The 18,593-nt window shown below is 29.9% G+C and carries 21 protein-coding genes; 2 read left to right on the forward strand and 19 right to left on the reverse strand.

Annotated elements, in window-relative coordinates; translation table 11 throughout:
* Positions 1 to 50 precede the first annotated feature (50 nt).
* The 17 genes from HMPREF2629_RS02340 to HMPREF2629_RS02420 form a co-directional block, all read right to left on the reverse strand.
* Entirely contained in the window at positions 51 to 1,409 is a 1,359-nt protein-coding gene (locus HMPREF2629_RS02340; protein WP_017176328.1) for a HAMP domain-containing sensor histidine kinase, read from the reverse strand.
* Complete coding sequence (locus HMPREF2629_RS02345; protein WP_019835254.1) at positions 1,409 to 2,068, reverse strand: response regulator transcription factor; 660 nt, start codon at positions 2,066 to 2,068, stop codon at positions 1,409 to 1,411. The genes HMPREF2629_RS02340 and HMPREF2629_RS02345 overlap by 1 nt, the downstream gene beginning before the upstream one ends.
* 324 nt (positions 2,069 to 2,392) lie before the next feature.
* Positions 2,393 to 3,016 (reverse strand): phosphatase PAP2 family protein, encoded by a 624-nt coding sequence (locus HMPREF2629_RS02350; RefSeq protein WP_017176326.1) that lies wholly within the window; start codon positions 3,014 to 3,016, stop codon positions 2,393 to 2,395.
* Between the two features lie 17 nt (positions 3,017 to 3,033).
* Positions 3,034 to 4,101, reverse strand: a complete 1,068-nt coding sequence (locus tag HMPREF2629_RS02355) for an undecaprenyldiphospho-muramoylpentapeptide beta-N-acetylglucosaminyltransferase (protein WP_017176325.1) — start codon at positions 4,099 to 4,101, stop codon at positions 3,034 to 3,036.
* 18 nt (positions 4,102 to 4,119) lie between these two features.
* Complete coding sequence (locus HMPREF2629_RS02360) at positions 4,120 to 4,623, reverse strand: GNAT family N-acetyltransferase (RefSeq protein WP_019835253.1); 504 nt, start codon at positions 4,621 to 4,623, stop codon at positions 4,120 to 4,122.
* 17 nt (positions 4,624 to 4,640) lie between these two features.
* Positions 4,641 to 6,110 carry a S41 family peptidase gene (locus tag HMPREF2629_RS02365; RefSeq protein WP_017176323.1) on the reverse strand — a complete coding sequence of 490 codons (1,470 nt, stop codon included), beginning with the start codon at positions 6,108 to 6,110 and terminating at the stop codon, positions 4,641 to 4,643.
* A gap of 201 nt (positions 6,111 to 6,311) precedes the next feature.
* A complete protein-coding gene (locus tag HMPREF2629_RS02370) occupies positions 6,312 to 6,533 on the reverse strand; it encodes a YozE family protein (RefSeq protein WP_017176322.1) in 222 nt (73 codons plus the stop codon).
* Positions 6,533 to 7,033: a PTS sugar transporter subunit IIA gene (locus tag HMPREF2629_RS02375; protein ID WP_002449797.1), complete on the reverse strand. Its 501-nt coding sequence runs from the start codon at positions 7,031 to 7,033 to the stop codon at positions 6,533 to 6,535. The genes HMPREF2629_RS02370 and HMPREF2629_RS02375 overlap by 1 nt, the downstream gene beginning before the upstream one ends.
* A gap of 12 nt (positions 7,034 to 7,045) precedes the next feature.
* Entirely contained in the window at positions 7,046 to 7,474 is a 429-nt protein-coding gene (gene msrB, locus HMPREF2629_RS02380; protein ID WP_070813132.1) for a peptide-methionine (R)-S-oxide reductase MsrB, read from the reverse strand.
* On the reverse strand, positions 7,467 to 7,994 hold the full coding sequence (msrA, locus tag HMPREF2629_RS02385; protein ID WP_017176321.1) for a peptide-methionine (S)-S-oxide reductase MsrA: 528 nt from the start codon (positions 7,992 to 7,994) through the stop codon (positions 7,467 to 7,469). Before msrA ends, msrB begins: the two co-directional genes overlap by 8 nt.
* 101 nt (positions 7,995 to 8,095) lie before the next feature.
* Positions 8,096 to 8,941 (reverse strand): DegV family protein, encoded by an 846-nt coding sequence (locus tag HMPREF2629_RS02390; RefSeq protein ID WP_017176320.1) that lies wholly within the window; start codon positions 8,939 to 8,941, stop codon positions 8,096 to 8,098.
* A 21-nt stretch (positions 8,942 to 8,962) separates the two neighbouring features.
* Positions 8,963 to 9,439: a dihydrofolate reductase gene (locus HMPREF2629_RS02395; protein WP_048679885.1), complete on the reverse strand. Its 477-nt coding sequence runs from the start codon at positions 9,437 to 9,439 to the stop codon at positions 8,963 to 8,965.
* A 41-nt stretch (positions 9,440 to 9,480) separates the two neighbouring features.
* Entirely contained in the window at positions 9,481 to 10,437 is a 957-nt protein-coding gene (locus tag HMPREF2629_RS02400) for a thymidylate synthase (protein WP_017176318.1), read from the reverse strand.
* Positions 10,438 to 10,618: 181 nt separating this feature from the next.
* Positions 10,619 to 11,053: a bacilliredoxin BrxA gene (gene brxA / locus HMPREF2629_RS02405; protein WP_017176317.1), complete on the reverse strand. Its 435-nt coding sequence runs from the start codon at positions 11,051 to 11,053 to the stop codon at positions 10,619 to 10,621.
* A gap of 13 nt (positions 11,054 to 11,066) precedes the next feature.
* A complete protein-coding gene (locus HMPREF2629_RS02410) occupies positions 11,067 to 12,182 on the reverse strand; it encodes a conserved virulence factor C family protein (RefSeq protein WP_017176316.1) in 1,116 nt (371 codons plus the stop codon).
* Positions 12,183 to 12,199: 17 nt separating this feature from the next.
* Entirely contained in the window at positions 12,200 to 12,448 is a 249-nt protein-coding gene (locus HMPREF2629_RS02415; RefSeq protein WP_002449746.1) for a NifU N-terminal domain-containing protein, read from the reverse strand.
* Between the two features lie 11 nt (positions 12,449 to 12,459).
* The gene (locus HMPREF2629_RS02420) at positions 12,460 to 12,654 is read right to left on the reverse strand and encodes a zinc-finger domain-containing protein (RefSeq protein ID WP_002449911.1); all 195 of its coding nucleotides are present in this window, start codon (positions 12,652 to 12,654) and stop codon (positions 12,460 to 12,462) included.
* Between the two features lie 199 nt (positions 12,655 to 12,853).
* On the opposite strand from HMPREF2629_RS02420, the gene HMPREF2629_RS02425 reads away from it, so the two are divergent.
* Both HMPREF2629_RS02425 and HMPREF2629_RS02430 read left to right on the forward strand, forming a co-directional pair.
* The gene (locus tag HMPREF2629_RS02425) at positions 12,854 to 13,558 is read left to right on the forward strand and encodes a queuosine precursor transporter (protein WP_017176315.1); all 705 of its coding nucleotides are present in this window, start codon (positions 12,854 to 12,856) and stop codon (positions 13,556 to 13,558) included.
* Between the two features lie 99 nt (positions 13,559 to 13,657).
* Positions 13,658 to 14,059: a ribonuclease HI family protein gene (locus HMPREF2629_RS02430; protein ID WP_002449811.1), complete on the forward strand. Its 402-nt coding sequence runs from the start codon at positions 13,658 to 13,660 to the stop codon at positions 14,057 to 14,059.
* 63 nt (positions 14,060 to 14,122) lie between these two features.
* Here the strand turns inward: HMPREF2629_RS02430 and HMPREF2629_RS02435 are convergent, their stop codons facing one another.
* Entirely contained in the window at positions 14,123 to 15,007 is an 885-nt protein-coding gene (locus HMPREF2629_RS02435) for a 5'-3' exonuclease (protein ID WP_017176314.1), read from the reverse strand.
* A gap of 14 nt (positions 15,008 to 15,021) precedes the next feature.
* On the reverse strand, positions 15,022 to 18,465 hold the full coding sequence (locus tag HMPREF2629_RS02440) for a dynamin family protein (RefSeq protein WP_049415971.1): 3,444 nt from the start codon (positions 18,463 to 18,465) through the stop codon (positions 15,022 to 15,024).
* Positions 18,466 to 18,593: the final 128 nt, after the last annotated feature.

The raw sequence follows: 18,593 nt of genomic DNA on the forward strand, positions 1-18,593 counted from the left end.
TTTTATTAAGTTCCCGTTTAAGGGGGTCAGTACCATAATCATCTGTGTTTTTATTTAAAATTGATTTTGAATGTTGTGAATTTATTAAGTTCACTATCTACAGAAATGTAACCTCCATATTGACTCACAATCTTTTCGGCAATTGAAAGCCCTAAGCCATTACCACCTTGGCTTCTTGCTCTAGATTTATCTACTCTATAGAAACGATCGAAAATAAATTCTTGATCTTCTTTTGGTATGCCTAAGCCATGATCGGTAATTTCAATACTTATTTGTTTATTACGCAATTGTGTTTTAATACATATATGCTTTCTCTCTTTATCATATTTCATAGCATTGTCTATAAAAATTAAGATTAATTGTTCAAATTGATGACGATTAATTTGTAAAACTAAAGGTTTTTGTTCTAATTCAATCTCAAATAGATAATCTGGATGCAATTGTTGAAGTGCCTTAATTCGTGATTGAATTTCTTCATTGATATCAACGTCCTCTTTTTCTAAGGATTGCATATTTACTTTATCTTTGGTTAATAATAATAATTCTTCTACTAGCTTTGTAATTCGATTCATTTCTTCTAGTGAAATATTTAAAGACTCTTCTAAAATAGCAGGATCTTTCTTACCCCAGCGTTTAATTAAATTTAAATGGCCTTGAATGATTTGAAGTGGTGTTCTTAACTCATGAGAAGCATCTTCAACAAATTGTCTTTGTTGATTAAAAGAGGCTTCAATTTGATACATCATTTCGTTGAAAGTTTCTATTAAATTGTCTGTTTCTTCATAACTTGTATCAAGTTCTAATTTATTTTGAAAACCATCGCGTCGTATTTGATTCATTTTATTAGACATTGTTACTAGCGGTTTTGTAATATTTTTAGAAATGAAATAGCTAATACATGCAGTAATCACTGTAGCAAGTAGACCAAAAACAACAGCAATAATATAAAGTGATTTTACTAAGTTGTTATAATGCTCAAGAGAATGAATGAGTACGCTATAACCTTTAAAGTTTGGACTATGAAGTGGTTCAGTAATAACTAAATACTCTTTTCCATTATTTCGCATTACTTGAATTCGATCGGTCTTTTGTAAATTATTATTAGGTATAAACTGAATCGTACTTTCATTAGATGATTTCATTATTCTTTGACCTGTATGATTGTAAATAATGACTTCTTCATAATTTTCTAATGAAGCACTTAAATCTAATATCGATATATTATTAATCGGACGCGTTTGAATTAAATTGACAATATCACTTAAACTATGTTCTGCTTCATCCACTTCTCCTTCTCTTAAAGTATCTTTTAAGAAGAATATAATAATAAGACAAAATAAAATAATTGTCGTAAACATAATCAATGTAGTGATAGTCATCCATTTATATTGTAATGTATGATTTTTCATTATCGAATCACGTATCCTACACCACGAACAGTTTCAATGACTTTTTCTTTATTGAAAGGTTTCAATTTATTTCTTAAATATCTGATGTATACATCAACCACATTCGTTTCTACTTCACTATTATATCCCCATACATGATTTAAAATTTGTTCACGTTGTAGTACGTGATTGCGATTCGTTGCTAATAGATACAATAAATCATATTCAGTTTTAGTAAAATCTAATTGCTTACCATCAACAGTTACTTTAAATGCATCAATATCTATTCTGATACCATTAATATCGATAATATCCTTATGAGGCTGACGACGTAATACAGCACGAATTCTTGCAAAAAGCTCCTCAATTTCAAAGGGCTTTACTATATAGTCATCTGCACCATAATCTAATCCAGTCACTTTATCGTAAGTATCACTTTTAGCAGTGATGATAATAATTGGTGTTGATTGCACTTGGCGTACACGTCTACAAATTTCTAGGCCATTTATATTTGGTAACATTAAATCTAAAATAATCAAATCAAAATCGTTATTTAATGCTTTTTCTAAACCAGGTTCCCCATCATATTCGATGTCCACCTTATAACCCTCATGTGTTAATTCTAATTCAAGAAATCTGGCTAAATTTTGTTCATCTTCGACGATTAAAATATTAGTCATTTTTTCAGACACCTCTTTTTTAATAAACGTATGACTTCTCATAACATAACCAATATTCTATCACAAAAATTATTTGTTAATAGAATGAATAAAATAAAAGTAAGATTTTAATTGACAATCGTTATCAATAAGTTATAATATTAATTGAAAATGATTATCAATTAAATCTAAGTTTCCCCCATAATTTAAAATACTTAGAATTATAATCATTTTCAAGCCATTCCCCCTTTAATTTATATGTCCGTAAATACTAATAAACGTTCGTTTTAAAACGAGACGTAAATAATAAATAAGTGCGCCAAATAAGGCGCACTTATTTATTATTTATAAGGTTGTAGGCTCATGTAATCCTTTTAATACTAAAGTTGAAAGAACGATACAGAAAGCACCTCCAATGATTCCTGCAATAATATCAGTTGGATAATGCACGCCTAAATAAACTCTTGAAATAGAAATGAGTAAAATAAGTGCCGCACATAGTCCAATAATGACGCCTTTTGTACTTCCTGATGCTCTACGCTGAGCAATATACATTGCACTTCCAAAAAATGAAGTCGAACCCATTGCATGTCCACTAGGAAAACTAAATCCAGAAATATCAATTAAACGTAGTAATGTTGGACGTTCACGATCAAAAATATTTTTTAGTAAGGGATTTAATATACTTGATAGTGACATTGTGATAACAAAAAATAAAGCTTCAATTTTGTAACGTTTAAGCATTAAATAAGCAACAAGCATTAATGACAAACAAACCATTGCCCATACTTCTCCAATTTTTGTTGCACCTAATAAAATAGATGTAGTAATAAAACTCTCCGATGCATAAATAAATTCATATACTTCATTATCAATCCATTTGCCTAAACGTGATTCATGGAAAAATGCAATGATGCCAAAGATTAATGTAAAAACAATGAGCAATGTAATGCGTTTCGTTCTATTCATCAATTGGTCCTCCTATATTAAAGCGCGTCGTTCAAGATTTTATTAAATAAGTCTTCTTTAGTATAACTTTCTTTATAAGATTCCATTTGATGAGTAATATCAGTACGGTGAGATTCAATTTGTTTTAATTGTTCGAGTAATTTGAATTGTGTAAGTTGATCTTCTGGAATCATTTTTCCATATCCTTTGGATTCAAAATATTTAGCATTGTCAATTTGATCCCCTCTAGATTGATCAAGTCCTAGTGGTATGAGCAACATTGGGATTCTTAAAGTCAAGAATTCATAGATAGCATTAGAACCTGCACGACTTACGACTGTGTCTGTAATAGATAATAAATGCGTTAATTCTTCTTTAACAAATTCATATTGAATATATCCTTTTTGTTTATAAGACTCATCTACTAATCCATGCCCTGTTAAATGAATGATTTGATAATCATGTAGTAAAGCTTCAAGATTTTCTCTAATAATATCATTTAATTTTTTACTACCTAGGCTACCACCCATAACAAGTAATACTTTTTTATCTGAATCAAACCCTGTTATTTCATAACCTTTTTGTTGATTACCTTCTTTTAAATCTTCTCTAATGGTTGCCCCTACAAAATCAGCTTTATCTTTAGGTAGATATTTAAGTGTATCTTCAAATGTTGTATATATTTTTTTTGAAAATTTTAAAGATATTTTGTTTGCTAAACCAGGAGTTAAATCTGATTCATGAATAATAGTAGGAATATTCAATGAACGTGCTGCTATAACAACAGGAACAGAAACAAATCCCCCCTTAGAAAATAATAAATCAGGCTTTTCTTTTTTTAGAACGCGACGGGCATCTAAGATACCTTTTAATACTTTAAAAACATCTTTTGCATTTTCAAATGATAAATAACGACGTAATTTACCACTTGAAATTGGGTAATATTTAATATTCGAAAGTTGTGATTCAATCATTTCTCGTTCAATTCCGTTTTTAGAACCAATATAAAAAACTTGATGTCCTTTTTCTAATGCAGTTGGAATTAAACTTAAGTTCACAGACACATGGCCTACTGTGCCGCCTCCGGTAAACGCAATTTTAGACATGATTATTAACCTCTATTCTTATATGTTTTTATAATATGCATAGAATGGTGCGCCTCTATCGAATGGATGATAGTCAATTTCTGTTTCTCCTACTTTTTGGAAACCAAATTTCTCGAATAAACCTTGAGCGGGTTTATTTAATGCAAAAGTATCTGTCAGAATCACATGGATATGATGTTCTTCTGCTAATTTAACTGCAAAATCAAATAATTGAGTTGCTGCACCTTTATAATCTTTAGAACCAGCTAATCTATGAATAACATAAGCGTTATTTCTATCAACTGGCCATTCTAAATCATCATACCACTCTGATTGTTGTTGGTCGACAACAATAAATCCATAAATAGTGTTATTTTCTTCTAAAACATATAACGTCTCTGTATCAATATCTTCCTTAAAATGTTCAGTAGCTGGGTATTTATCGTCCCACTGATTATTCCCAAATGATTTCATTAAATCTTTTGCTTCTGACACTAATGTTTCGATTTGATTAATATCTTCATGTTTACCTAGTCTAATCATATAATAGTTATTCCTTTCTATTTTATTAATTTTAATAATTTGTCTAAGACTGTGTCTTCTTTATTTGATTTTTCAACTAATAATTGAGTGAATTTTTCATTTGTTTTGGTGTCAAATTTTCCCGTTTCAGATAGTTGATTATCTGATTGGAATAGTTTAATAGCATTAGCTAATTGATTATCAAATTGGTTTGATTCATCTCCGTTATAATAACCTAAAGCATCTAAACCAATTTTTATCGATTTAACGTTTTTATTATTATCGCCAACAGAATATGTTTTATCAGACGGAATAACACTTAATGATTGATACTTAGGAGAATCAATTGTAACATCTGGTCTAATACCTTTTCCATGAATATAATGATCATCAGGTGTTAACCATTTCATTTGTGTATATTTTAATAATGACCCATCTTTAAGTTCTCGTGTGGTTTGAACGATTCCTTTACCAAATGTTTTTGAACCATACACTTTAGCTTTATGGTGATCTTTCATTGCCCCTGTAAAGACCTCTGACGCACTTGCGGAACCTTCATTTACTAAAATACTCACTTTCATATCTTTAACATCTTTTAAAGCATCATTTGAAGTTTTAATTGCTTCTTTATCATTGCCTTTTTCAAGTTGAACAACAGTTTGACCTTTATCAATAAAAATATTAGCCATTTTAACTGCTTCATCTAATAATCCCCCTGGATTATTACGCAAGTCTAAGATGATATTTCGAACACCAGCATCATGAGCTTTTATAATTGCAGATTTTAATTCACCCGCAGTATTTTGTTGGAATTTAGTAATCGTAAATACAGCTATGTTACCTTTTTTCTTATACTCCACACTTTTGACATGAATTTTACCACGTTTAATATTAATATCTTTTTCTTCAGAACCGCGTTTAATAGTTAACCTAACATTTGTGCCTTCTTTACCTCTTACCACTTTAACAACTTGATCTAAAGGTTTACCTACTACAGACTTACCATTAACTTTTGTGACAACATCTTTAGGTTGAAGGCCAGCTTTTTCAGCAGGAGAATCTTTCATAGGACTTGTAATCATAATATCTTTATTTTTCTTTTGCATTTCTGCACCAATACCTACAAAATCTCCAGATACATCTTCATTAAAGCTCTTTGTTTCAGACTTTGTCATGTATTCAGAATATGGGTCTTTTAATTCTTTTACCATACCATTAATTGCAGCTTCAGAAAGTTTACTTGAGTTTTGTTTTTTGTAATAGTCTGTATCTAACGTTTTATATGCAAATTCTATTTTTTTCATTTCTTGACGCTCTTCTTTAGTTAAACCACTTAACTTATGACTGATTCCTATCGTTGCAAATACAGCTATAATTGTTGTAATGATAATAACACTTAATAAAATTAAGATAAACTGCCATATTTTCAAATGCATCTTTTTTTTAGGAGATGCATGTCTTTTTTCATCTGATTGTCCGTCATGGTGCTCCTCAGAATGATTATTCATAAAATCACTTCCTCTAATTACATCTTGTCTCTTATCATTTTATATAAAGACATACCTAGTATGTCTTTATTTTTAAGCAAACGCAAATTATAAGAAATTGTATTCTTAATTAGATAAAAATAAAAAGAGTGGCATATAAATCTAAAATTAAGATTTTATAACACCACTCCATATCATATTTAGACATAAAATGAATTTAAATTAGAATTTTAACCATTCTGTATATTCTTCATATAAATCATCAAATACGGACATAGGTAACGTAATGTCACTTTGCATTTCGATATAGTCTGATAATACGTTGAAGTCACTTTCATGTTTTGGAAACGATAAGTCATTGAAAATGTCTTCGGCTAATTCACCTTTATCATCTTTACGTCCTCTAGCCGTTAAGGCAAATTGATAAAATGAATGATCTTTCATTAGCTCATTGTCACATCGACAACTTTAGTTTCGCCTTTAATAACAGCTTTAACATCATCGAGTGAAATAGATTCTGTTTGATCAGAATTTGTAATAATAATAGGTGAAATAACTGATTTGGCATTATTTCTAATAAATTCTAAATCGAATTTGAGTAAAGGGTCGCCTACTTGTACTGTGTCACCACTGCTAACCAGTACATTAAATCCTTCTCCGTCTAACTGAACAGTATCTAATCCAATGTGTACTAAAATTTCAAGACCATTTTTAGTTTTTAAACCAATTGCATGTTTTGTTGGAAAAACATTATCAACTTTTCCAGCAACTGGGGAAACTACCTCACCTTCAGTAGGATTAATACCGAAACCTTCACCCATCATTTTTTGGGCAAATACAGGATCTGGTATATCTTCAATTTTGACATATTCACCTGTTAATGGTGCATATAGTTGAGTTTCCTTATTGACTTCTTTATCTTTACCAAATAATTTTTTAAACATTATTCATCGCTCCTATTTATTAAAATGTTGTATCAAATCGCCATATCCTAATTCTTCTAATTTTTCGTATGGAATAAATTGAATAGCTGCAGAATTAATACAATAACGCAATCCGCCACTTTCTTTTGGGCCATCATTGAATACGTGACCTAAATGACTGTTAGCATCTTCTGATCTAACTTCAGTTCGAATCATACCAAATGATTTATCTACGAGTTCAACAATTTCATCATCGTCTAATGCTTTTGAGAAACTTGGCCAACCACAATCAGATTCAAATTTCTCTTCAGAAGTAAATAAAGGCTTACCAGAAATTTTATCTATGTATATTCCTTTGTCAAAATGATTCCAATATTCATTTTGAAAAGGAGGTTCTGTACCATTTTCTTGAGTAACGAGATACTCCATATCATTTAATTCGCTTTTATCTTTTTTAATCATTTTGAGACCCCCAATGTGATTCTATAAATGCTTTTCTACCAGAACCGCGTTGATATTGCTCATAATGCATAGGATTTTTTTTATAATAGTCTTGATGGTAATCTTCCGCTGGATAAAAGTTTTTGTAAGGAAGAACTGGTGTGATGATTGGTTTTTTAAAAATACCTTCTTCATTTAGTTGTTGGATTTTTAATTCAGCAGCTTTTTTTTGTTGTTCATCATGATAAAATATTGCTGGTTCATAGCTTTCGCCTCTATCAAAAAATTGCCCTTTATTATCTGTCGGGTCAAATAGTTTAAAGTAAACATCCAAAATATTTTCAAATGACGTAATATCTGGATTATAAGTAATTTGAACTGCTTCTCTATGACCAGTTTGATTTGAACATACTTGTTCATACGTTGGATTTTCTATATTTCCGCCACTATAACCTGATACGACATCTTCAATACCTGGGTAAGATGTAAAAGGTTTAACCATACACCAGAAACATCCTCCTGCTAAAGTTGCATATGCCATTATATTACCTCCTCTATCTTTCTTTAAATTTACGATATAATGATATGAAATTAAAGTAATTAACTCAGAGATCAATAACTTAAGTCACCTATTATTATCTATTATCCTCTAACTACGACAAGACCGATAGCGCCTTGACCAGTGTGTGTAGAAATGACTGGTGTCGTTACATTAACATCATAATTTTGTTGTCCAAATGCTTCATTAAATTGATGTTTTACTTTTTCAATGAATTCAATCGTATTTGCATGTGCAATACCAATCGATTGAATAGTATGATTTTCAATAAATTTAGCAATTTCTTTTTTTAGATATTGAATACTAGAGTTTTGTGTACGAGAATTATGTACGATTTCTAAATATCCCTCTCTAAGTGTTCCTATCGGTTTTATTTTCATAATATTTCCGATTAAACCTTTTGTTTTACTGATGCGTCCACCTTTAATTAATTGATTGAGTTGGCCAATAACAACAAATAGTTTAATATTTTTCTGCAATTCTGAAATATGTTTAATAATTTCTGCACTTGAAAGATTAGTGTTTACAAGTTCTACTAAACGTTGAATTTGGTATGCTAATCCAAAAGAAATTGATTTTGAATCAATCACATTTACTTTTGCTTCAATCATATTGCTCGCTTGTAAAGCAGTCTGATATGTTCCACTTAATCCTGAAGACATATGAATGCTAAAGATTTCTACATCGTCATTGTCTTTATCAAGTTGTTCATATAATTCAATAAATTTACCAATTGATGGCTGACTCGTTTTAACGTCAGCGTCTTCTTCAATACGTTTAATGTACTCCTCGGATGAGATATCTACTTGATCTACAAATGATTCTTTATCAATGGTTAAATTTAATGGAACAACATGGATGTTATGTTGATTTAAATATTCAGCTGATAAATCTGAGGTAGAGTCTGTAACGATTACTTGTTTAGTCATAATTTCTCCTGTTAATTTATTTTATTTTCGTACTAAATGTAAAAAGGTATGTGGAATAGTATTTTTTCCATCAAGTTGACCCTCTTCAGAAGATACAACCGTCCAATCTTCAAATGTATAGGGAGGGAAAAATGTATCACCTTGATGTTTTCCATCTACTACAGTGATATACATATCGTCAACTTTATCAATCATTACTTCAAATAATGTTTGGCCACCAAAAATAAATACATGACCCTCTAAGTTGTAGATATCATCAATTGTGTGAATCACTTCAACGCCATCAGGTTTAAAATTGTTATCACGAGTTAAAACTACATTTTTTCTATTTGGTAATGGTTTGCCAATGGACTCAAATGTTTTTCTACCCATTACAAGTGTATGGCCAGTTGAGAGTTGTTTTACATGTTTTAAATCATTTGGAATATGCCATGGTAGAGCATTTTTATAACCAATGACACGTTGTTGATCATGTGCCACTAAAATTGATAAGGTCATTTATCATATCCCCTTTTAGTTTATTTTTAATTAAAGATAGATTACACAGCAATGGGCGCTTTAATTGCTGGATGAGATTGATAGTCTACAAGTTCTAAATCTTCATAATTAATATCAAAGATTGAGTGTTCAGAATTTATTTTTAATGTAGGAGGTGCAAAACCTTCTCTAGAAAGTTGAGTCTTAATTGCCTCTATGTGATTAGAATAAATATGTGCATCTCCAAAAGTATGAATGAATTCTCCAACTTCTAAGTTACATTCTTTAGCAATTAAATGCGTAAGTAATGCATAACTTGCAATATTAAAAGGCACACCTAGGAAAATATCTGCACTACGTTGATAAAGTTGACAACTTAATTTGCCATCTTGTACGTAGAACTGAAACATTGTATGACATGGTGGTAATGCCATAGTATCAATTTCAGTGGGATTCCATGCTGAAACTATGTGTCTTCTCGAATTAGGGTTTGTCTTAATTTGCTGAATAACTGTTTTAAGCTGATCGAAATGATTACCATATTGATCTACCCAATCACGCCATTGCTTTCCATAGACATTTCCTAAATCACCATATTTTTTAGCAAAAGTATCATCATTCAACACTTTCTCTTTAAATTTTTTCATTTCCTGTTGATACATTTTATTGAAATTTTCATCTTCTTGAGAACGATGTCCAAAATTTGTCATATCTGGACCATGATAATCTTCAGATTGAATATATTTTTCAAAAGCCCATTCATTCCAAATATTATTATTATATTTTAATAAATACTGAATATTAGTATCTCCTTTTATAAACCACAATAACTCAGTAGCAATAAGTTTGAAAGATATTTTTTTTGTAGTGAGTAAAGGGAATCCCTTCGTTAAATCGAAGCGGATTTGATGTCCAAATTTAGAAATGGTACCTGTATGTGTTCTATCATCACGTTGATTACCAATTTCTAAAATGTCATTACATAAATCGTGATACGCCGAATCAAAAGGATTGAGCATATGTACATCTCTCCTAAATTTTATATTAATTATCATTATACTAGAAAATAGAAAGATATTGAATGAATTATATTATTTCAAAACATTTTTATATTTAAAAATCTCCAATAATAAATTATCAAACTGAGATAATTTATTATTGGAGATGCATATTAAGATAGATTAATTTAATATAATCATATTAACAATTTTCGTCGAAAGCATCTTTAATATCCATACAAATATCTTGAATATCTCTACCTTCAATATGTTCACGCGGAATAAAATGCTTTAATTCTGTACCTTTAAATAAAGCATACGAAGGGCTTGAAGGTACTTGTTGGATATAATCGCGCATTGTTTGCGTTGCTTCTTTATCTTGTCCAGCGAATACTGTGACTTTATGTGTTGGCTTTTTATCATTTTGATCAGCAACTGCTACAGCAGCAGGTCTCGCTAAACCAGCAGCACAACCACATGTAGAATTAATAACAACAAATGTTGTTTCGTCATCTTTAACATTGTTCATATAGTTTGATACATCTTCACTTGATTCTAAACTTGTAAAACCATTATCAGTTAATTCAGAACGCATTTGTTGTGCTAGTTCATGCATATATTGTTCATACGGATTCATATAAAAAACTCCTTTAATGTTTATTACGATTAGCAATTTGTTTCCATACGGAACCTAATGCTTCATCGCCATTTTCAATTCTAGAAATTGCCATTTTCACTTGAAGTTTTACTTCGTAAGCATTGTCGTTTGCATGCGCTCTTAGAGATGCTAGTTGCGCTTCGCCACCTTCTTCAAATAAAAACATTGCAGCTCTCCAACGAACAATTTTTTGTGGATCATCAAGTGCTTTTTCCATTTCTGGCAAAGCTTCTTTATAACCTAAATCACTGATACAGTCTCCAGCTGTACGTCGAATAGCTGGATGCTGATCATTTAATCCTTTATACAAATATGGCAATATTTCTTTACTTTCAATCATACCAAATAAAACAATCGCTTGACGTCTTAATGGTAACTTATTTTCATTTAGGGCTTGCTCTAAGAGTGGAATATCCTCAAGTGTTGGTGTTGGGAATTCTGTTAACATTCTGAGACGTACTTTCCAGTCTGATTCATTCAAGTACTCCTCGTATGAAACATGTTGATAAAAATGAGATGTACTTTTCGTTTGTGTAGATAAAGCTTGAACGACTAATTGTTCCAATCGACTTTTTGGATATAATGCAATGATTTCTTCATAAACTTCTTCCATAACTAGAGAAAGTTCTCCATAACGTAAACCAAGCTCTTTCCATTTTCTAAGAAAAATAACATTATCATCATCTTCTTGTGCTTTAAGCATACTATTAATAAAGATATCAGGTAGTTGTTTACGTACTTCTTCATGAGCATTTGTTAATTTAATTTGATATGGGATATTTTTAAAAGTGAGTATCTCTGCTTTCACTTCTCCATAGTGTTCATCAAACTGAGATGATTGACTAATAGTTTCCTCTTTTTGAAGTGACGCAGTAATTTGAGGTAATACCTCTTCCCAATTTGCTTTCGGATACTTATCAATAGCTAAAAAGTCAATTACATGAAATATAGATTTAACATCTTTAATTTGTAATAAGTCATTAATAAAATCAGGTTGAGATGTTTTGACTTCTGTATATGTGTTCGACTGATTATCAGCACGCTTTTCACTTAAAACGATTTTCATTGTATTTGGGCTTGGTGTTGGTTCAATTTTTAATATTTCCACTACTGTTCCTCCTAAAATTAAAATGTGTCTTCAATTTTAGGTACAAGATCATCCCAATTGGCATATTCCTCTTTATCTACTGAAATAAAATCCATGACATAAAAAACTGACTTTACTCCTTCGATATCAAATAATCGATTAATAAAATCAGGTTGCCCATCTTGAGCAGATGTATACGTATTTGATTGATTATCTTTACGTTTTTCACTTAAATTAATTTTAATCGTATTATAATTTGGTGTGTCTTCAATTGACTTTATATGCATAAAATTCCCTCCTATTGAAGTTCATTGCCTAATTGCTTAATTTGCTTACCTATTGAACATTCAGAAATACAAAAATGATGTGCTTGTGTTTTTCCTTCTGTTTTTCTAATGTGTGTTTTCAGTAAACATTTATCACAATAAGTATTCATTAATTCATCAATTTTTTCTATTGCATTTTGTTCGGAATGTGTAAGTATAACTTTCACTCCTTATACTTAATTTTATAAATATGGAGTTATTATAACTTATATGATGATCATTTTAAAATAATCGATTTTATTTTTTATTATTTATAATATGAATTGATTAATGAGTATTGAATTTGAATTACTTTTACTATAAAATATTAAAGTTGCTTAGCGGTTTCTAAACACCCGCATTATCAAAATTTAGGAGGAATAAATGATGTATAATGAATTTTTTGGTATTGCTACTTTTTTTATAACATTTATTGTAATGGTTTTAATGTATCGTTGTTTTGGTAAACAAGGTCTTATCGCTTGGGTAGCTATCGGTACAATTATTGCTAATATCCAAGTCATCAAAACGGTTGATATTTTTGGTATCTCAGCAACTTTAGGTAATGTAATGTTTGCCTCTATCTACCTAGCTACAGATATTTTAAATGATATTTATGGACGAAAAGTTGCTAAACGTGCTGTATGGTTAGGCTTCTCATCAACTCTTGTTATGATAATTGTAATGCAAATGTCATTACATTTTATACCCGCACCAGAAGATATATCTCAAAAAGCATTATCTACGATTTTTGATTTAGTGCCGAGAATTGCTTTAGGTTCAATTATTGCTTATATTATAGGGCAACATGTAGATGTGTTCATCTTTTCAATGATAAAAAAAGTTTTCCAATCAGATAAAACATTTATTATTAGAGCTTATGGAAGTACGGTATTAAGTTCAATTATTGATACTGCATTATTTGTAACTATCGCATTTATCGGTACATTGCCTGCAAGTGTTGTATTTGAAATCTTTATTACTACGTATGTTTTAAAATTAGTCTCAACGATTTTCAATGTTCCATTTGGTTATATTGCGAAGTCTTTCTATCGAAAAGGAAAAATTCAAAAATTAGACGAAGGTTATTAAAACAATCATACATGCATATTGTTTAGGTTTACTAAGCAATATGCTATTTTTAAATAGACAAATAGTGTTTAATTAATGCTTAAACTAGAGGTGTTTTTAATGGCTAAAATATTTTTTGATGCTGCGACGAGTGGCAATCCGGGACGTAGTACGTGTGGGATAGTAATTAAAGAAAATGATATTAAATATACGTATACACATGATTTAGGAGAATTGGACAACCATAGTGCTGAATGGTCTGCATTCATTCATGCATTAGAACATGCTCGTGAATTAAATGTTTCAAATGCTTTATTGCATACAGATTCTAAATTGATAGAAGATAGCGTGAATCAAGGTTATGTAAAAAATGCGCGTTTCAAACCATTTTTTGAAAATATGGAGATTTTAGAAGCAAGTTTTGATTTGCTATTTGTAAAATGGGTTCCAAGAGATAAAAATAAAGAAGCAAATCAATTAGCACAACAAGCTCTATACAAATTAATTAAGAATAAACAATAATAATGTAAAAAAGAAGATAAAAGAATTTATGTTGAATTCTTTTATCTTCTTTTTTTATCTGTTTTACATTAAAATTTTTGAAGCAAGATATTTACCAGAGACATAAAGTTCGTGTTCATTACAAATTGAAAGAATATGATTCAATGAATGTGTATATTCCATTTCTTTATATAATACAGTTGTATCGATAGGCACATCCGTATAGATTTCCGCTAATTGTTTGGATAAAATCAAATTTTCTTTATCAGTTGCAATTTTTTTCTGTTGACCAGGTGTAAGTGATTCGATATGGTCTAGTACGTTTTCAACGCTACCATAAGATTGTATTAATTTAATGGCGGTTTTTTCCCCAATACCTTTAACACCAGGATACCCATCTGCTGAATCTCCCATAAATGCTTTAATATCAATAAGTTGAAGTGGATGTAATGCATACTCTTCATTAAAACGATTAAGAGTATAATGATGATAAATATTAAAACCTTTTCTGATTAACCAGACTTCTACTTGTTCATTGATACATTGTAAAATATCTCTATCTCCAGTTACAATATGTACTTCATTATCTTTTGAATATATTTTAGCGAGTGTTCCTATGACATCGTCTGCCTCATAATTTGCAACACCGATATTCACAAAACCAAATTGTTCTGAAATGTCTTTTACGTAATCGAATTGAGGTATCAATTCTTCTGGTGGCGCAGGTCTATTTTGTTTATAAGAAGTATACATAGCATTTCTAAAGGTCGCTTTCCCCATATCCCAACATATCGCAACATGGCTTGGTTTAATATCCTTAATTGCCGTAAAGATATGTCTAACAAAACCTTGAATCCCATTGGTTGGCATACCTTTAGAATTATACATAAATTGATTGTGTAGACTTGTAGCATAAAAATGTCTAAATAAGAGTGCCATTCCATCTACAAGTAAGACACGTTGAGTCATATTAATCCTTCTTTCTAATTTAAAAGTGGTTCCAATTGTTGATTTACTGTTTCTAATTGTTCAATGAGTGAATTATCGATACGTTTAGATAATAAGTCATTGATTTGCTCTAAAACATTATTATTTAACTGATTAAGTTCGATGTTCGCGTCGTGAGTTAAGTTAGATACATAATAATTTAATTGTTGTTTTAATACGTTTAGTGATGGTTGTAGCAGTTCTAGTGTATTTGTACAAATCATTTCTTGCAGTTCTCTTTGCGCATTTGCATTTAAAATTTTACGTTTAGACAACTGTTTAGGTAAAACTGAAAGCATCTCTTCTAAACTAATACGTAATAGTGCATCATCAGTAAACGGCGCTGTTATTTTAAAATGAGGTTGGATAAGTACATGAACTGAGTTTAATTTTTGAATTGTTGGTGCTATTTGTTGATCTAATTGAGAAGTAAAGTATGTTTTTATTCTTTCGACTAATAAAGTTTGTTCTAAATATAATCGTTGATGAACTTGATCTAAGTACATTTTCGTAGCACGTTTCTTTTCATCATTAAAATCATTATTTTGTGTCATTTGACTATTATATACTTTTTTAACCTCATCTAATAATTGAAGCTGTAATCGTTTATTTAAATGATAGATTTGTTCTTCAACCTCATTTTTAGTATGCTGCTCACTTGTATGAATAATTTGGTTAGTTAATGGTGTTTTATTTTTATAAGTTTCAAGTTGTTGTTGTTGTTCTAACATACGTGTTTGATTTGTTTTAAATTCATAGATGATTTGATTAAAGTTATCGCGCATTTGCTCGATTTGATGAATCATTTGCTTCTCTAAAATCGTTTTCGATTCAGTTTCGACAAAATGATTAATACTTTCTTTTAATTTAAGAATGCCTTCATCTTTAGTCTCCAATGCACGTTTACTTGATACACCGAATAATTCAGATGGCAGATTCACTTGAGATAGAGCATCTTTTACATACTGCTCCACTGCTATTAAATCTTCATTAGTTTCAGCTAAATCTATCGCATTAATAATCATTTTAAATGTCTGTGCTTCATTTAATTGGTTAATATCTTTCATATGTTCAATAAATGCTTTGTCATTATCAGTAAATGAGTGATTAAAATAGCTCACATATAAAATTAGGTCTGAAGAAGTTAAGATGCGTTCAGTTTCATTTGTATGTCGTTGATTATTAGAATGTAACCCTAATGAATCAACGATAATTTTGTCTTTTAACCAATCCAGTGGAAGTTGTATATGAACGGTTTTAACAAATGTAGCGTATTCGTCTTCAGCACTCCATTGCTTAATTTCATTTTGTGAAATAGTATGTGTTATACCTTCTGTTAGCATATCTTGGTACATTGAAAAGTGCTTCTCTACTGATGTTATAAAAGCCAATTGATTTTTTTCTAATTGTTGTTTTAAAGACTCAATATTACTATTCATAAATTTTTCTAACGAGTTAAAAGAAACGTTTTGATATTCAAGTAATTGGTTTAATTCATTTAACAATTGCGTATTTGTTTTCAAAGTAATTTGACTATCATGACCATATGAGATTTCAGTCGTAGCTGCTGTTGTTGGATTAGGTGAGCTTACAAGATAATGATCTCCAAGTAAAGCATTAATCAAGCTACTTTTTCCTGCACTAAATGTACCAAAGACGCCTATTTTTACAATTTTATTATCTATGCGTTGCAATGTTGCTTTGATGTCTTGCTTAGTTTTATTGAATAAAGGAACAGGCTCAATGATAGCCAGAGCTTTCTGAATATCAAAGTGATGAGTTGTCGTATCCTTAGTTGATGTAATATCTTCGTCTAAATCATTTGTTGAAGATATGGTTGATTGATTAAGTTTATAATGTGTTTCTGTTCGATCAATTAATTTATCGAGTGAGTCATTTATATGAATATAATAATGTTTATAATTTTCAGTTGTTAATGACTGTTTTAAATTCTTGAACTCAAGATACTGTTCATATAAATGTGCATCATTATCTTCTATGTTAGATAATTCCGTTGCTTCAGTATGTTCAATAATGTCTTTAAATAATGAATCTGATTGTTTTTCGATAGCACGTGCAATTGCTTTTAAAACGTCATCACTAAATGTGAGCACATAGGTATTATTAATGCTTGTTTGTACTTGATATAAATTAGAAATTAAAGTAGGTTCAATTTCATAATGTTGATTTAAAATTCGTTGATTTACTTCAGAATGATGAATAAAGCGAGTTACAAAAGATAAATCTTCACGCATTGGTTGACGAATGTGTCGATTCACTTTTTCTTGTAAACGGTCTACAACAATTTGTAAACGTTTTGCTCTCTCTTCTTCCGTTTTCTTTTTTTTATTTAGAAGACCGCCCACTTTGAAGTCTAAAGCCATGCTTTCAAGATAATAACGAATATCTTCTCGCATATCATGAGTCATAATATAAGCATTATCTAATATATTTTTCCGTTTTTCTTTTAAGTACGTTAATAATTGAGAAGAATGATTTAATAATTGTGCTTCTTCACTTATAGCTTGATTCTGTTGAAATTGTTTATAGGATTCTTCAAATTCGGATTCATTGATATTTAAAGCGTCAAGTATATTTTGCATATGCTCTTGAATATATGAAAGCTGAGTACGATGTATAAATTCAATGATACGTGTTACAAAATCTTCAATAGGTTCACGTAGTTTATCTTGTTCTACTAAAAACTCTGAGAATAAATGAAGTTGATTGTTTGGATGATCAAATTTACTAACATAAAATAGTTGAGCGACTTTAATATCCCAATCTTGTATAGATTGTTCTACTTTTTGTTTAAATGTATCAAAAGAAATTTCATTCTCATTATGCTTATCAATTTGATTGATAACAAAAATAATAGGTATGCCTACTTGATTCATGCGTTTCATAAATTGGAAATTGAGCGCAGACTGAACATGATTATAATCAACTATATACACAATCATATTGCTTGTATATAAAAATTGTTCAGTAGTGGATTGGTGTGTAGAAACATTTGAATCTACTCCTGGAGTGTCTTGTAATGTAAAACCAAGATTAAACTTATTTGAAGGAAACTTTATTTCAATAGATTCCACATCAATATTTAATCGGTTCATTATTTTTACATCATCATACGTTTTTAACTTAGCATATTTTTGATATTCTAAATTAGCAATAATTTCTTCTTCTTTTGAAACAGAAACTATAGCCGTATTACTCGTTGTTGGTACAGGTGAGCTAGGCAATATATCTTGTTCTAATAATAAATTGATTAATGTTGACTTACCAGCTGAAAAATGTCCAACAAATGATAAAGTATATTGATTTAAATATACTTTTTTAATCACTTGATTTATTGTATGTACTAATGCTTCGTTATTCGATTTTTCTATTTCTTTTTTTAATTTGTATAATACATCTAATTGTTCATTATTTTGCATAATGCTATCCCCTTTATTTCACTCACTCTAAAATATAAAAAAATTAAGGTTATAAAACTAAAAAGAATTATAACCTCACTTTTAGGGTGATAAAACTAAAATATCTTTAGCTATGTTTATTAAATTTT

This window comes from Staphylococcus sp. HMSC034C12 (assembly GCF_001835895.1).
In the GTDB taxonomy this organism is placed as follows: Bacteria; Bacillota; Bacilli; order Staphylococcales; family Staphylococcaceae; genus Staphylococcus; species Staphylococcus hominis.

Bases quoted from the DNA above. Each gene is read 5' to 3' on its own strand.
- HMPREF2629_RS02340 (WP_017176328.1), bottom strand. From the start codon at position 1,409: ATGAAAAATCATACATTACAATATAAATGGATGACTATCACTACATTG.
- HMPREF2629_RS02345 (WP_019835254.1), bottom strand. From the start codon at position 2,068: ATGACTAATATTTTAATCGTCGAAGATGAACAAAATTTAGCCAGATTT.
- HMPREF2629_RS02350 (WP_017176326.1), bottom strand. From the start codon at position 3,016: ATGAATAGAACGAAACGCATTACATTGCTCATTGTTTTTACATTAATC.
- HMPREF2629_RS02355 (WP_017176325.1), bottom strand. From the start codon at position 4,101: ATGTCTAAAATTGCGTTTACCGGAGGCGGCACAGTAGGCCATGTGTCT.
- HMPREF2629_RS02360 (WP_019835253.1), bottom strand. From the start codon at position 4,623: ATGATTAGACTAGGTAAACATGAAGATATTAATCAAATCGAAACATTA.
- HMPREF2629_RS02365 (WP_017176323.1), bottom strand. From the start codon at position 6,110: ATGAATAATCATTCTGAGGAGCACCATGACGGACAATCAGATGAAAAA.
- HMPREF2629_RS02370 (WP_017176322.1), bottom strand. From the start codon at position 6,533: ATGAAAGATCATTCATTTTATCAATTTGCCTTAACGGCTAGAGGACGT.
- HMPREF2629_RS02375 (WP_002449797.1), bottom strand. From the start codon at position 7,033: ATGTTTAAAAAATTATTTGGTAAAGATAAAGAAGTCAATAAGGAAACT.
- msrB (WP_070813132.1), bottom strand. From the start codon at position 7,474: ATGATTAAAAAAGATAAAAGCGAATTAAATGATATGGAGTATCTCGTT.
- msrA (WP_017176321.1), bottom strand. From the start codon at position 7,994: ATGGCATATGCAACTTTAGCAGGAGGATGTTTCTGGTGTATGGTTAAA.
- HMPREF2629_RS02390 (WP_017176320.1), bottom strand. From the start codon at position 8,941: ATGACTAAACAAGTAATCGTTACAGACTCTACCTCAGATTTATCAGCT.
- HMPREF2629_RS02395 (WP_048679885.1), bottom strand. From the start codon at position 9,439: ATGACCTTATCAATTTTAGTGGCACATGATCAACAACGTGTCATTGGT.
- HMPREF2629_RS02400 (WP_017176318.1), bottom strand. From the start codon at position 10,437: ATGCTCAATCCTTTTGATTCGGCGTATCACGATTTATGTAATGACATT.
- brxA (WP_017176317.1), bottom strand. From the start codon at position 11,053: ATGAATCCGTATGAACAATATATGCATGAACTAGCACAACAAATGCGT.
- HMPREF2629_RS02415 (WP_002449746.1), bottom strand. From the start codon at position 12,448: ATGCATATAAAGTCAATTGAAGACACACCAAATTATAATACGATTAAA.
- HMPREF2629_RS02425 (WP_017176315.1), top strand. From the start codon at position 12,854: ATGTATAATGAATTTTTTGGTATTGCTACTTTTTTTATAACATTTATT.
- HMPREF2629_RS02430 (WP_002449811.1), top strand. From the start codon at position 13,658: ATGGCTAAAATATTTTTTGATGCTGCGACGAGTGGCAATCCGGGACGT.
- HMPREF2629_RS02435 (WP_017176314.1), bottom strand. From the start codon at position 15,007: ATGACTCAACGTGTCTTACTTGTAGATGGAATGGCACTCTTATTTAGA.
- HMPREF2629_RS02440 (WP_049415971.1), bottom strand. From the start codon at position 18,465: ATGCAAAATAATGAACAATTAGATGTATTATACAAATTAAAAAAAGAA.